This is a genomic window from Chitinophaga sp. (assembly GCF_036569185.1).
Lineage (GTDB): Bacteria > Bacteroidota > Bacteroidia > Chitinophagales > Chitinophagaceae > Chitinophaga.
In genome coordinates, this window is the sequence record NZ_DATCRD010000199.1 from 1 (window position 1) to 14,283 (window position 14,283).

The 14,283-nt window shown below is 47.7% G+C and carries 10 protein-coding genes; 4 read left to right on the plus strand and 6 right to left on the minus strand.

Annotated elements, in window-relative coordinates:
* Positions 1 to 155: 155 nt before the first annotated feature.
* Entirely contained in the window at positions 156 to 1,433 is a 1,278-nt protein-coding gene (locus tag VIM72_RS15135) for a TolC family protein (RefSeq protein ID WP_332003664.1), read from the minus strand.
* A gap of 52 nt (positions 1,434 to 1,485) precedes the next feature.
* The gene (locus VIM72_RS15140; protein WP_332003665.1) at positions 1,486 to 2,106 is read right to left on the minus strand and encodes a TetR/AcrR family transcriptional regulator; all 621 of its coding nucleotides are present in this window, start codon (positions 2,104 to 2,106) and stop codon (positions 1,486 to 1,488) included.
* A gap of 107 nt (positions 2,107 to 2,213) precedes the next feature.
* Between VIM72_RS15140 and VIM72_RS15145 the strand changes: the two genes are divergently transcribed.
* Together VIM72_RS15145 and VIM72_RS15150 are read left to right on the plus strand one after the other, a co-directional pair.
* Positions 2,214 to 2,933, plus strand: coding sequence for a DUF2071 domain-containing protein (locus VIM72_RS15145; protein WP_332003666.1), 720 nt, complete (start codon positions 2,214 to 2,216; stop codon positions 2,931 to 2,933).
* 124 nt (positions 2,934 to 3,057) lie between these two features.
* The gene (locus tag VIM72_RS15150) at positions 3,058 to 5,592 is read left to right on the plus strand and encodes a phosphocholine-specific phospholipase C (protein WP_332003667.1); all 2,535 of its coding nucleotides are present in this window, start codon (positions 3,058 to 3,060) and stop codon (positions 5,590 to 5,592) included.
* A gap of 45 nt (positions 5,593 to 5,637) precedes the next feature.
* Here VIM72_RS15150 and pafA read toward each other — a convergent pair whose 3' ends face one another.
* Positions 5,638 to 7,269 (minus strand): alkaline phosphatase PafA, encoded by a 1,632-nt coding sequence (gene pafA, locus VIM72_RS15155; RefSeq protein ID WP_332003668.1) that lies wholly within the window; start codon positions 7,267 to 7,269, stop codon positions 5,638 to 5,640.
* A 263-nt stretch (positions 7,270 to 7,532) separates the two neighbouring features.
* Here pafA and VIM72_RS15160 point away from each other — a divergent pair, with 263 nt between their 5' ends.
* Positions 7,533 to 9,857: a WG repeat-containing protein gene (locus tag VIM72_RS15160; RefSeq protein ID WP_332003669.1), complete on the plus strand. Its 2,325-nt coding sequence runs from the start codon at positions 7,533 to 7,535 to the stop codon at positions 9,855 to 9,857.
* A complete protein-coding gene (locus VIM72_RS15165) occupies positions 9,847 to 11,790 on the plus strand; it encodes a WG repeat-containing protein (protein ID WP_332003670.1) in 1,944 nt (647 codons plus the stop codon). The genes VIM72_RS15160 and VIM72_RS15165 overlap by 11 nt, the downstream gene beginning before the upstream one ends.
* Before the next feature lie 13 nt (positions 11,791 to 11,803).
* Here the strand turns inward: VIM72_RS15165 and VIM72_RS15170 are convergent, their stop codons facing one another.
* From VIM72_RS15170 to VIM72_RS15180, 3 genes are all read right to left on the minus strand, one after another.
* Positions 11,804 to 12,529, minus strand: coding sequence for a hypothetical protein (locus VIM72_RS15170; protein ID WP_332003671.1), 726 nt, complete (start codon positions 12,527 to 12,529; stop codon positions 11,804 to 11,806).
* A 43-nt stretch (positions 12,530 to 12,572) separates the two neighbouring features.
* The gene (locus VIM72_RS15175) at positions 12,573 to 12,851 is read right to left on the minus strand and encodes a hypothetical protein (RefSeq protein WP_332003672.1); all 279 of its coding nucleotides are present in this window, start codon (positions 12,849 to 12,851) and stop codon (positions 12,573 to 12,575) included.
* 111 nt (positions 12,852 to 12,962) lie between these two features.
* Positions 12,963 to 14,283 (minus strand): ATP-binding cassette domain-containing protein (locus tag VIM72_RS15180; RefSeq protein ID WP_332003673.1); only part of this gene is annotated, 1,321 nt, incomplete at its 5' end.

Below are 14,283 nucleotides of genomic sequence, written 5' to 3' on the forward strand. Positions count from 1 at the left end.
ATTGTATCTCGCCGTTTTGTTCTGCAGATACGATCACTTCGTCTGCTTCAAAGTTGCCGGATGCGTCGTAATCATTACCGCCTTTTCCGCAGGCATTGATCATCATCACAACGGCTATACCAAGTATCATGTTGTATTTCATATGCAATAATTAATCAGTTCCCGGAGGTGTTTTTATAATTGTATTGTGCCTGTAATAATTGTATGCTGTGGAGGATGCGCGATTGTTTCGCCAGGTTTTCCGCATTCAGCTGGGAGATGTATTCATGTACAGTGATCACGCCATTGTCCAGCTGCGCCTGGGCTGATTTCCGTACAGATGAGCGGAGGGCAATGGCATTGTCGTCCTGGTTGATCAGCACGGCAAACTTATCAATATCCTGGTGTTGTTGCTGCAGGCTCATGCTGGTATTGAACAGGAATGTTTCCTTGCTTACGTCCAGGTTTTGGCGGTTGATATCCAGCAGTTGCCGGTTGTTCTTCAGGGAGTAGAGGCTGCCGAGCGACCAGCTAAGCCGAACGCCGCCCAGCCACCAGGCCCCAAATTTATTGTCGACGATGTTTAGGGTAGGCCGGCCATAGGCGCCCTGGATAAAGGCGTTCAGTTTGGGAAGGTACCCGGATTGCAGTTGTTTTTCCTGTACGTCCAGCGCTTTTTTCTGGATATCGTAGTAAGTAATTTCAGGCCGGTGTATTTCCTGTTGCGGCGTCACAGGTGCGGGCCAAGCCAGTCGGGTACTGTCGCTCAGCGGCTGGTGCAGGAAGGCCGACAGCATTTTCATATAGGCTTTCCTGTTAGCCGTGAATTCGGTGGCCATCATATCGGCGTTCATGATCTCTGCTTTCAGCTCATCCACATTGCTGCGATAGGCTACGCCGTTGTTCAGGGCGGCCTGCATCTTATCCGTGGCGTTTTGCAGATCGGCCTTTCTCAGGGCGTTCTGTTGCAGCTGTGCATCCATGAGCAGTATGCCGAAGTAAAGCTGTGTTACCTGTTGGCGGATGGCGTAGAGGTTTACTTCCAGCTGTTGTTGTTGTATGGCTTCGTTAGCGCGACTGCTTTCTTTCTGCAGTTTGCTCACCCCGCCATCATAGATCTGCTGGGAAATTTCTGCCTGTATCTTATACTGGTCTTTGCTCAGGGAGGGAAATTCCACGCCGGGCAGGGGAGGGATCACTTCTCCAAAGTTGATGGTTTGCGACTGGTAAGTAGCCTGGCCGCTTACACTGAGCTGGGGCAGGTAGAGTTTACCGGCATTCTCCACGGAATACCTGCTGCTGCGTTTAATGAGGTCGTACTGTTTGATCAGCGGGTAATTCTGCCTTGCCAGGGTGTAACACTCTTCTATGGTAAGCACGGAATCCTGTCCCCTGGCCTGTTTTACCGGCACTCCCCACAATATGAAACAGCATAGCACCTGAAGTACTTTCATATTTGAATTATTGTTTTGAAAAGTTGTTCAATTTTTGAGCAAAAAAAAGCAGCTATTTCAGCATGCTTTTTATCCACATGGGAACGAGCTTTCTCCGTTCCTCCATCATGGCGGTGAATTCACCGGATTTAACTACTTTATTTCTTTCCAGCAGTGGCCGGGCCAGGAAAGGCATTACTACGAAGCCGATCAGGTTCAGCATTAACTGGATAGGATGAATACTCAGTTTACCTTCTTTCTGCAGCGCGGTCAGTTGCTTAAAGAAGTGCGATTGGAAAATGGCGTTCTTACGGTTATCTTTCATCAGTTCATCACTGCCGGAAAAGATCTCGTTCACCATAAACAACGGGAAATCCGGGTTTTTCAGTAACATATCAATGTAGTGGTCAGCCAGTTGTTCCACCTGTTGATGCACGCTGAGCTGTTCGTTGTTAAGCACCTGCGTAATGGCGGCAAACAATTTATCTATTACTTCTCCCATCACGTGCTGGAACAGCTTTTCCTTGCTGCGGAAGTAGTAGTTTACCAGCGACAGGTTAATGTCGGCCTCTGCGGCAATATCCCTTACTTTGGTGGCCTGGTATCCTTTCTTGGTGAATACAATCCTGGCGGCCGCTTTGATCCGCTCTTCCGTAGAATCGTCCATTTTTACTTTTCGCTCACTTACCGGCATAATCATTATTTCGACAAAGATACAAAATTGAACAACTTTTCAAAACATTTGTTCAAATTTATTAAAAAGGCCGTTTTGATGTACCTTTAATACAGATCTGTACCTATATGAAGCTACCCGTTATACATGGTTATATAGACCGCCGCATCCTGGTGAATTTTACCGTTGATCCTGAAGCCATTCAACCCCTGCTACCGGCGCCTTTCCGGCCAAAGATCTATAAAGGCAAAGCCATTGCCGGTATCTGCCTGATAAGATTAAAACATATAAAGCCCAAAGGCTGGCCTGATTTTACCGGCATCTCTTCAGAAAACGGGGCGCATCGTATAGCTGTGGAATGGGAGGAAAATGGAGTTATGAAAGAAGGGGTGTATATCCCGAGGCGGGATACTTCATCGCGGTGGAACGCACTGGCGGGCGGGCGTATATTTCCGGGAAAGCACCACCTGGCGCGTTTTGATGTAAAGGAAATCAACGGTCACTATCATGTTGGTTTTACCAGCGATGATAAAACGTTTCTTAGCGTGGATGCCCGCAGCACCAGCGAATTTCCGGCTGCTTCCGTTTTCGGCACCCTGGAGAATGCGTCTGCATTTTTTGCGGGCGGAGCCGTTGGTTATTCTCCCAACCGGCGGCAGTCGCTCGATGGGCTGAAACTGCAAACCTACCGGTGGCAGGTAAGCCCGTTACAGTTGTTGCAGGTGAGTTCCAGTTTTTTTGAAGATACCACAGTATTTAAAAAAGGATCCGTTGCATTTGATAATGCATTGCTCATGACCCGCATAGAGCATGAATGGCATACGCTTACCGGTTGTCCTCAGCCATAGCCGTATATAATGTATAACACACACATAACAAGAGGTACCATTGCATTCTTTGAGAATGTTTTCTATTTTGTTTGATGAACAATGTTTGGTGAACAATACAGCAACTCACTCAATCTGAATATAAATGGACTCACGCAGAGAATTTCTGAAAAAATCTTTACTACTATCCGGTGCAGCAGGCTTATCCACCATGATGCCTGCATCCATTCAGCGGGCGTTGGCTATAGATCCCGCTCCCGGCAGCACTTTCCTCGATGCGGAACATATTGTGATCCTGATGCAGGAAAACCGTTCCTTTGATCACTGCTTTGGTACTTTACAGGGTGTTCGCGGTTTTAATGATCCCCGTGCTGTATGGCAGCCGGATGCAAAACCCGTATGGTTTCAGACCAATGCGCAAGGCGATACCTATGCGCCGTTCAGACTTAATATTAAAGACACCAAAGCCACCTGGATGGGCGCACTGCCACATTCCAGGCCAAGCCAGGTGGATGCTTACAATAAAGGGCGCTACGATAAATGGCTGATCGCTAAAACGCCGGGTAACAAAGAATATGCAGCTATGCCTTTGACCATGGGTTATTACACCCGCGAAGATATTCCCTTCAACTACGCCATGGCAGATGCTTTCACGGTATGCGACCAGAACTTCTGCTCGGCTATGACCAGCACTACGCCTAACCGCTCTTTTTTCTGGACAGGAAAAATAGTACATGAGGAAAATGGATTGCCAAAAGCGCATATCCGGAATGATGATTACAGCTATGGGAAACTTCCCTGGAAAACATTCCCCGAACTATTGGAAGAAAATAATATCGCCTGGAAATTTTATCAGAATGAAATCAGCTGCGGTGGCGGATGGAAAGGAGAAGAAAGGGCCTGGCTGGCCAACTTCGGCTGTAACCTGCTGGAATTTTTCGCCGCCTATAACGTAAAGTTCTCTGAACGCTATGTGAACGGGTTACTGAAACAGGTGGAAATCCTGCCTGATGAAATCAATAAGCTCCAGGAAGCCAGCCCCTCTTCAGAGGCAGCTGCTGCAAAGATCCGCACCGACATCTCCAAAAAACAAGCGGTGCTCGACAATGCTACCCAGGAACTGCTGAAATGGAACAAAGAAAGTTATGAGAAATTGACCGATCACCAAAAATCATTGTACCAGCGGGCTTTCGTGGTGAATAAAAATGATCCTTCCTATCGCAACGTAACAACCGTGAACTATAAAGACGGATCAACGGAGCGTACTATTACCGTACCAGCCGGCGATGTGCTGCACCAGTTCCGTAAAGATGTGAACGAAGGCAACCTGCCGCAGGTATCCTGGCTGGCTGGCCCGCAGAATTTTTCCGATCACCCCAGCGCTCCCTGGTATGGCGCATGGTATGTGTCTGAAATATTGGATATCCTTACACAAAAACCGGAAGTATGGAAGAAAACCATTTTCATTGTTACCTACGATGAAAATGATGGTTACTTCGATCATGTAGTGCCCTTTTCTATTTGTGATAACAATAAACCCGGTACAGGAAAATGTTCCGCCGGCATTGATACGGAAATTGAACAGGTGCGGCTGGCACATGAACTGAAACAGGGCGTAAGTGAAAAGCAGGCAAGGGAAGCCCCGGTAGGACTGGGTTTCAGGGTACCCCTCCTGATCGCATCTCCCTGGAGCAGGGGAGGAAAAGTATGCTCGCAGGTATTTGAACATACTTCCACCTTACAATTCCTGGAAACATTTTTTAATAAGAAGCTGAATAAAAAACTGCACCTGGAAAATATCAGCCAGTGGAGACGCACCATCAGCGGGGATCTTACTGCAGCTTTCAGCCCTTTTAATACATCCACACCTGATAAAAAGATCTTCCTGGACCAGCGCCGTGTAGTGGAAAGCATCAACAATGCCCGCTTTAAATCAGCGCCTGCCGGGTTTAATAAGATCACTGCTGAGGATATAAAAGCATTCACTAACGGTAAAGGCAGTACGATTTTACAACAGGAGAAGGGTACCCGTCCTTCCTGCGCATTGCCGTATGAGCTGTTGGCCGACGGGCAGTGGAAAGCAGACGGGGAATTGCTGACGCTGACAATGAAAGCGGGCAAACAATTGTTCGGCGACCGCTCACACGGAGCGCCTTTCACCGTGTACACCCATCTGCCTTATAAAGATGAATCCACCGGTGAAACGGAACCGGGAAGAACCTGGTCGTTTGCCGTAGCGGCGGGAGATACGATCACTTATGAATGGCCGGCCAAAGCCTTTGCAGATAATCATTACAAGCTGCACCTGCACGGGCCTAACGGGTTTTACCGGGCCTTTGAAGGCTCGCCTGAACATCCGCAGCTGGATATCGCGCTGGATTATGAAACAAACGGTAAGCTGAAGAAGAAAGCCACCGGTAACCTGGTACTACGTATAGCCAATACCGGTAGCAGCTCACGCGATATCAGCATTACAGATAATGCTTATCATGGAAAGTTGATTCAGCGTAGCGTAGCTGCAGGAGCCACACTGGAACTGGTATTGCCATTGCAGAAAAGCCGTGGCTGGTACGATTTCACTGTAAAAACAGCAGGCTTCGGTACATTCAGCCAGCAGTATGCAGGACGAGTGGAAACAGGAGAAGAGGGGATCACAGATCCTTTTATGGGAAGGGTATAACTTAAAAACCGGGAGGATGCCGCCTGGCATCCTCCCGGGAATATATTATTGCAGTATTTCTTTTACCGGCTTACCTACACAGCCACTTGGCATTTGTATATGCAGCATGGCAGCCAGGGTAGCGGCAATATCCGTCATATGCACCGTTTCATTGGAAGCGCCGTGTTTTACATGCCATCCCATAAACACCAGCGGGATATGGATATCGAAGGGGTTCCAGTTGCCATGGGTGGTTCCTTTCAGTGAGCCTTCAAACCATCCCGGTTCAGGGATTACAATTACGGAGCCGGTGCGCTTACGGTTATAACCATTAATGGCCATGGTATTCAGCGGTTCCGGCAACGGGTTAATTCCTATATTATCCAGGTCTGCGGCAAACTGGATGCCTGGTTGCGCCTCAAAGTATTTCACGGTTTCCTTTTTCACCGCATCATAATCCAGTTTGGACGCAGCAATTTTTGCTTTGTCGAAGCTCACATGGTAGTTCATAAAAGAAGATACCAGTTTGCTTACGCCAAAACGGGCATTCAGTGTACTGTCCAGTCCTGCCGCCAGTTTACGGCTTTCGGTTTGCCCCGAAGGCAATTTGTGCTCTTCCATAAATTTAATAGCATGGGCAGCGCCATGGTCGGCAGTAAGGAATACCAGGTAGTTACCTTTTCCAACGCGCTGATCGAGATAAGAGAAGAAGGCCGACAGGTCTTTATCCAGGCGCAGATAGGTGTCTTCTACTTCAATGGAGTTGGGACCGTATTTATGGCCTACATAATCAGTAGAAGCGCAGTTGATGGTAAGGAAGTCTGTTACGGAGTTATTGCCGAGGTCATATCCTTCAATAGCCGCCTTTGCAAAATCCAGTGTCAGCGTATTCCCGTTGGGCGTAGACCGCAGGCTGCCGGGATCTTTTTTATAAACGTCTTTCAGTGCATGAGGGAAAACGGGCGCTTTTTCGCCGGGGAAAGTGCCTTCCCAGGGGGCGTTGTCTTCACCGCTCTGTACATAGGTATTAATAGGGTACAGGGTTTCCCATGGTTTGGACATCAGTTGCTGTGGCACTTTGCGGTCGTTGAAACGTTTTACCCATTCAGGCAGTTCCTTCATATACCAGGTGCTGGTTACAAAGCTGGCATTGCTATCGTCCAGCCAGAATGCGCCATCAGCGGTATGCCCGGCGGGAAGGATAGAGGCGCGGTCTTTCAGCGATACGCCCACTACCTTTGAGCGGAAGTTGGTGGCCAGTTTCAGTTCATCGGTGATAGTAGAGGCCAGCAGGTTGCGGGGCGACATTTTTCCTGCGGAGCTGCTGGTGCCAACGGGTTGCACTGTAGTATCTTCCGTGCAGTACCATTTTCTGCCGCTGAGCTGATCGGGCCAGTCGTTGCCCGTAATACCATGAATAGCCGGCACGCTGCCCGTATAAATAGTGCTGTGCCCTACGGCTGTAAAAGAAGGAAGGTGGCTGATAAATGTGTTCTCACATGAAAAACCATCTCCCAGCATACGTTTGAAGCCGCCGGCTTCATAACGGTCGTAATACCGGTACAGGTAATCCCAGCGCATCTGGTCTACTACGATACCTACAATCAATTTGGGTTTTTCATTGGATTGAGCTACTGCGGTGAGCCCCTGTAACGCCGTAAAGGCGCCCAGGAATGCAGCGGCAACAGATTTAGTCATTCCATTCATAATGCAGATTTTTTTTCATTTCTTAAGTTCACGCCCCAAAACGGGAATCGGCAAACGTAACAAAAAAATAATAAAACTCCGCAGCTTTTCGTTGAACGGAAGCACTCCATCCATGTTTTCTCTCTTTGAATTCTTCCTGCCAGGTAAAAAAATATTTAGATATTTTCTTAAACAAGAGAATAGTTACTGGCGTTTTCTGAAAGATATGCATCTTTGCAACTTCTACAAGAGGAAGATTTAACCCGGAAAAACAGATGAGAAAACGATATATATTGACAGGGCTCCTTTTAACCCATATTTCCCTGTATGCACAGCAGCAACAGGTGGTAGCGGATTACCTGGGGCGGTTCGACGGGCAGCTGGCCCCGGTAATGATTAACCGGCAAAAACAATGGTTGCATCTTTCAGGAAAGGTGTTGGTAGATAAACTGGAAAACCAGGGCTATTTCAAAACCATAGTAGCGGTGAAACACAACGCCTATGGAGCTGTGAGCCACGCCGGTAAAATTATTGCCCCCTTTAAATACGATGAGATCAACCTGGCAGATGAAAAGGACGACAGGGATTCCTCGAAGAACTATTGTTTTGTGATTACCCGGCTGAATGGAAAATATGGCGCCGCAGATACACTGGGAAATGAGATCTGTCCGCCAATATACACGCAGGTGGAACCAGCGACGCCCCATGTGCTGAAAATGAAGAAAGACGGTCGCTGGGGATGGATAGACATTAAAACAGGAAAGATATTACAGGAACCCATATACGAAGATGCAGAAAAAAGTTATGTACGCGATTATACCATAGAAATAAAGAAAGCAGGGAAAGCAGGATTGGCAGCAGAAGATGGGACCATTATTGTGCCCACGGAATATGAATCATTTAATTACCTCAGCAGCAACAATACTTACTTCGGCTTTACAGCCAAAGGTAAAGCAGGCGTGATGGATCACGATGGCCGCATTGTGGTGCCGGCCAGCTATGATAAGTGCAGCATGGGACCTGGTAGTGATCTCTTTGCAGTTACACAAAACGGCAAAACCGGCATTGTGGATGCACATGGCAAAACACTGCTGCCGCCGCAGTATACCGAAGCATCATTGATGGGTATTGTGATGAAAGTGAACAAGGGCGGGAAGTACGGCGTGGTAAATGCAGCCGGTAAGGAGATCATCCCGGCGCAGTATAGCGACATTAAAGCCGTTAATGCAGAAGGAAGGGAAATATATGATGGCCCCGTAATAACGGCGCCGGGCAGTACAGCAACGCCCGTATTGGCCATACCATTGGTTTTCCTCGTAAACAACGGAACGGCCACCGGTGTGTTTGATGCTGATGGAAAACAATTGCTGCCATTTGCCTACAACCGTATAACACCCTTCTTACGGGAAAGAACAGTTTACCTGGAAGTAGAACAGCAGGGCAGAACAGGCCTCCTTGGATTGGACGGAAAAGTTATTATTCCACCCGCGTATGATGGTTTAATGAGTGGTTATAATAGCAGCTACTCCTACCTTGATGATCTTGCAGGGGAAAATAAAAAAAATTACCTGGCCGTTCTCAAAGGAGAGCGGCTTGGTTTGTTCAATACCGCTACCGGGAAAGAGATCCTTCCCGCAAAGTACAACTGGATACAGTGGCAAAACAACAGTGTGTTGTTCCTGCGCAATGGCGATACTACTTCAATGGCAGATGCCACCGGTAAAATTATCCGTGAGGGAAAACAATACGGGTTCTTTACAGCGGTAGATACCAACCGGATAGTGGAAACGAAATATAACGATGACGGCACCACTACCAGTGCCCTCACGGATATTGCCGGTAATGTGTTGTACAGCAGTAACCAATGGGAATTTAAAGAAGACCGGGCTACCCGGCTGCTGATGCCGGAAAGTACCAGGCGAAGGAATGCACAGTTCAGCGATGGGCTGTTAAAAGTATGGGGCAGTTATAGCAGTACCCGCAACAACCTGTTCCTGGATGCCAATGGTAAAGAGATAGTTTTTGATGGCTACAGTTTTGTAGGAGATTTCTGGAATGGCCTGGCCCTGGCGGGAAAAGATATTACGCCCAACCAAACGCTGTATGGTATTATTAACCGCAACAAAGAAGTTGTTTATCCCATCACCGCCGATGATCTTACTACCCTGGGAAACCAGATCCTGGTAAAGCAGGGCAAGCTGAGAGGGTTGATCACCCGGGAAGGGAAAGTGCTGCTGCCCGTGGAATACAGCGAAATAAACGATTTATACGGCGCTCCCTTTTTTAAAGTGGGCCGCAACAACAAATACGGCATCACTGATACCCTGGGCAGGATCATTTTACCAGTGGAATTTGACGATATCCGTTACCGGGAAGATAATAAACTGTTTGAGGTAACCCGTGAAGGCAAAAATGGTATTGCCGATGCCACCGGCAAAATGATCATCCCCGCTATTTTTGATGAGATGGAAACCAACCAGGGATATGAAAGAAATCTTTTCCCTTTACTGGTGAAACAGGGAGAGTGGTATTTTTATCTTGATGCACAGGGAAAATCATTCCCATACAAATCAAAGAAGAAAAAAGGATATGACGATTAAAAGTATAACAGCCAGGCATATACGTTATTTACTGGCAGGCGTATTGCTGCTGGCAGCCCGCATTTTACCTGCCCAGCAGGCATCTGTATTCAGCAACGGGTTTGCCCGCGTGGAGGAAGGGGAGAAGAGCTGGTATATTGATATTTCCGGTAAGAAGGCGTTTGACCGGATACTGGCTATGTATCACCCGGTTACAACTACGCCTGCCGACGAAATCGGGCACTCGCTGATTGTTCCCGATAAAGAGACAACTATGATGCTGGTAACCAGCAACGGTAAAACAGGTATTGTAAATAATAACGGGAAATGGGTGCTGCCCGCTGAATACGATACTATTGAAATGAAATGGAAAACCTACCTGGAATTACGCCGTGATGGAAAAATGGCCTATGCAGATACCTACGGCAAACTGTTGCTGCCCCTGCAGTTTGAAGACGCCGGGATATTGGATGATCAGCACTTTGACGTGAAAACCGGTGGTAAATGGGGTATTTACAGCACTGCGGAAAATAAACTGCTGATACCGGCTGTTTATGAATCATTCGACTATTGCGGAGGCTGCGGCAGCAAAGGGGATTACCTCTTTGCACAGCAGAATGGTAAATGGGGGATCATCGACTTTCATAACAATATCCTGATCCCCTTTGAGTATGAACATGAACATTATTTCATGCGCAGCGATAACTGGATCATGAGTTTAAAAAAGAACGGGCAGGATGTTGCCATCAACCTGGAAAATAAAAAAGAATATGCTGCACCTGAGTACACTGATATGACGGTCACCAGTAACGGCGCTCTCAAGGCAAGGAAGAATGATAAGTACGGCCTGGTTGGAGAAGATGGAAGGCAAATAGCAGATTTTATTTATGATGATATCACGGATGCCTACAATGAACAAGGTTACGGACCTTACCTGCGGATCATGCAAAACGGTAAAACAGGTATACTCCGGGAAGATGGTAAAGTAATTATTCCCCCGGTATATGAGGGAGATGTAGTGGCAGCCGGCGAATATTTTATTATACCCGTAGATGGTAATTACAACCTGGCAGATAGTACCGGTAAAAAGATACTGCCTAAAGATTATACAGCTATAACGCTGATGGATAAACGTTTTGAAACGCCTCTTTTCAAGCTGAAACAAAAAGCGCTGTATGGCTTTTATAATCCGGCCAACGGGAAAATAGTAGAACCCGCTTTTTTTGATATTGAAGGTACCACGGTTACCGCTCCCGGTATGGATCTGCTGGAAGTAAGTTACCAGGAGATGTATGGATTATATAGCACCTCGGGGCAACAGGTTTTGCCCATGGAATATAAAAAAGTAGAGGCGCTTGTGCCCGGGTTGGTAGCTGTAAAGAAAGAAACCGGCGCCGGTGTGTACGACATCATGCATAAGAAAATGCTGATCCCGGCTATTTATAACAACGTAGACATATCGGAGGCAGACACCAACCTGTTACGGGCCACCCGGAAGGAGGATTATGCAGGCGTCTTTTTTAATTTTAAAGGCATGAAAGTACCGGCGCCTAAAGAGAAACTGCCGCCGCCGGCAGCGAAATCCCGTTTACTGGAAAAGAAAGTAGCCGGCAGTGAATACCCCCTGTATGGATATACTGATAATAGCGGTAAAATAATCATAGCCCCCATTTACGACCGCTTGCTGGTGGAAAAAAACGGGCGCGGATTTCTCGCGCAGAGAGGAGGGGAATTTACGGTGCTGGATGCAGCAGGTAAGCCGCTGAGCAAACAGGCATTTGATGATGTGATGCTGGAAGAAGCGCCCGGCTACGGCGTTACAGAAGTACAGTACGGGTTCCCGTTGCTGTGCAGAACCGGGGATGTTTTGCAGTATCTGACCGCGGAAGGAACCTTCCTTCCCGTTAAAATCACCGGTGTGGTACCATTTAATCCATATGGCACCATTGAATGAGAAATTTTGTATCTTATTTTGTACCGGGTTTGCGTATATCTTTTGCCTTATCGTAAGCAGCCAGGCAACTATCCAGCGGCCGCCCTTCCTTATAAATGCAGTTGCAGAAAGCTTCACAGGCCGCAGGATTTTTGCTGGAAGCGCATTGATTGCTGCACTCAGCTTCAGAGTTGCCTGGCCCAATCTCATATAAATAGAACGTACCGATTATAATGAAGGCCAGGATCGCGATGGAACCTCCAAAGAATATGATCCGGAGGCGTATACCCAGTGGCTTTTTTAATAAAACAAGAGGACGTGGTTCTGGCTGTTTAAATGGCAGTATATATTTTAAACGGTCATAATCCCAGATTAATAAAAATAAGCTTGCCAGCAGCATCATGGTGTTGATCCTGGTGCCTGCAAAACGTGTGGCATAAGTCAGCACGCAAATATTAACTATTATAGGAAAATACATCAACGCACCGAGCAGAGCGGTTCTGGGTATCAATAATAAAATGGCTGTGATGATCTGGGCGATACCAATGAAAGTGTAATAATATCCTGTGAGCTGTAAGGCATCAAAGTAATGCCCTAACGGGTTATTGTGGGGCAGGCCTTCGGCGAAACGTTCCCCCATAATTTTAACCAGGCCAGCCGGAATAAAACTCAACGCCAAAGCAATGCGACAAAAAACGGCAAACCTCTTAAACCATTTGTCGGACTTTGCTTCATAGTATATTTCTTCAATGCTATTCATATCTGCAGGTTAATGAACTGACATTTCCGGTGGCGGATGCCTTTTATTTTTCAAACGTTGTGCGACGATCGTCCGCATCTTCCATTATAAAAATGGCGTTATTATTTAAGTCGTGGAACCCAAACTCATTGGTATTCCAGGGTGTTTTTGTCCTGAATTTATCCCTTGTAACGGTGCCTCTATCCAGGAACTCTTCAAAAACCGGTTGAATATTCCCGACATAGATCCTGACAACGGAACCTCCAGGCAACGGATCATCTGCTGTATCGGCATGCCACTGCAAATGCAGGCAAAGCTTGCTCCTGTAGAGAATAGCATACATTTTATCAGAGAAAAAACTGCCATCCAGTCCTGGAAACTCCTTATAGGCTTAATACAAAATTAAACAATAAATAAATTCCCACCGGATGGCAGCTTTATAACAGTAGCGCACCTACCTGCCTAACGCCAGTACATCATCCACGCCCACTTCTTCAATAAAGTCGGCATCATGGGAAATGACCAGCAAGGTGCCTTTGTAATCCCTGAAGATCTGCGTAAGAATATGGATATTCTGCAGGTCCAGGTTATTGGTAGGCTCGTCCAGCAGGATCACATCGGGGGCTTTGTCCTGCAGGGTCATGCTGCAAAGCGCGAGCCGCAGCATTTCACCGCCGCTTAATACGGCGCAGGGCTTATCCCAGGTGTCCGGACCAAAAAGGAAATTCACCAGCACTGTTTTTACCATCGATATTTCCAGCCCGTTATTGTTGTAAGACAACGCCTGCTGCAATACCGTTTTTTCGCGGTCGATCAGCGTGTAGTCCTGGTCCAGCAACAGGCTGCGACTAATAGCAGTATGCATTTCACCAATAGTTGGCTGCAGCCGGCCAAGTACCAGTTGCAGCAGGGTGGACTTGCCGCTGCCGTTGGGGCCTGTAATGGCCAGCCGCTGCCCGCTGCGGATGGTAAAGGTGAGCGGTGTTTGCCAGAGCATGTTCCCGGGAGATATGAATATTGACGGTGCACCAGTTGCTGCGGGCTCCGGGGGCGCTGCATCGTGTTGCGGCGCCCACCCGAAGTTGATGCCGGTAGCCTGTACCAGTACTTTTCCTGTATGCAGCGATGATTGTTCAAAGTATCCCTTCATCATGCGTTGGATCTGCGTCATTGCTGAAAGTTCCTGCCAGCCTGCGCGCAGTTCTTCTACCTTTTCATTGTGCACCTGTTTTAATTTTGCGGCAGATACTTCTGCATGGTTCTTTCTTCCGTTCAGCAATATCTTGGGTATTCCACCGCTTCTGGCCTTTTTCCTGGCCTGTGCATCCGCATGTTGCTTGCGCTCCAATGCTTCCTGGCGTTGCTTTTTGGCTTCTTTCAGCGTTTTCTCCTGGTGGGCCACACGCTGTTGCAATGCATCTGTTTCAATACTTTTTTGTTCAGCGTAGAAATCATAATTGCCTCCGTAGGTTTTAATGCCGTTGGCCTGTAATTCCCAGATAGGCTCGCAGATGCGCAGCAGTTGCCGGTCGTGGCTCACGATCAGCAAAGTGCAGGAAGTGCCGGCCATCCATTCGTATAGCTGTTCCCGTGCCTGGTAATCGAGATGGTTGGTGGGCTCGTCCAGCAGCACAATGGAAGGCTCAAAGATATCGATGCCGGCAAGGAACAGCCTCGTTTTTTCGCCGCCGCTGAGTGTAGACAGTGGCTGGCCGGGTTGCAGTCCCATAAGCCCCCATTTCTCCAATGCGGCTTCGCTGCGAGCGGCAATGTCC

Coding starts and splice junctions, on each gene's coding strand:
- pafA (WP_332003668.1), bottom strand. CDS start 7,269: ATGACTAAATCTGTTGCCGCTGCATTCCTGGGCGCCTTTACGGCGTTA.
- VIM72_RS15175 (WP_332003672.1), bottom strand. CDS start 12,851: ATGTATGCTATTCTCTACAGGAGCAAGCTTTGCCTGCATTTGCAGTGG.
- VIM72_RS15165 (WP_332003670.1), top strand. CDS start 9,847: ATGACGATTAAAAGTATAACAGCCAGGCATATACGTTATTTACTGGCA.
- VIM72_RS15135 (WP_332003664.1), bottom strand. CDS start 1,433: ATGAAAGTACTTCAGGTGCTATGCTGTTTCATATTGTGGGGAGTGCCG.
- VIM72_RS15170 (WP_332003671.1), bottom strand. CDS start 12,529: ATGAATAGCATTGAAGAAATATACTATGAAGCAAAGTCCGACAAATGG.
- VIM72_RS15145 (WP_332003666.1), top strand. CDS start 2,214: ATGAAGCTACCCGTTATACATGGTTATATAGACCGCCGCATCCTGGTG.
- VIM72_RS15140 (WP_332003665.1), bottom strand. CDS start 2,106: ATGCCGGTAAGTGAGCGAAAAGTAAAAATGGACGATTCTACGGAAGAG.
- VIM72_RS15160 (WP_332003669.1), top strand. CDS start 7,533: ATGAGAAAACGATATATATTGACAGGGCTCCTTTTAACCCATATTTCC.
- VIM72_RS15150 (WP_332003667.1), top strand. CDS start 3,058: ATGGACTCACGCAGAGAATTTCTGAAAAAATCTTTACTACTATCCGGT.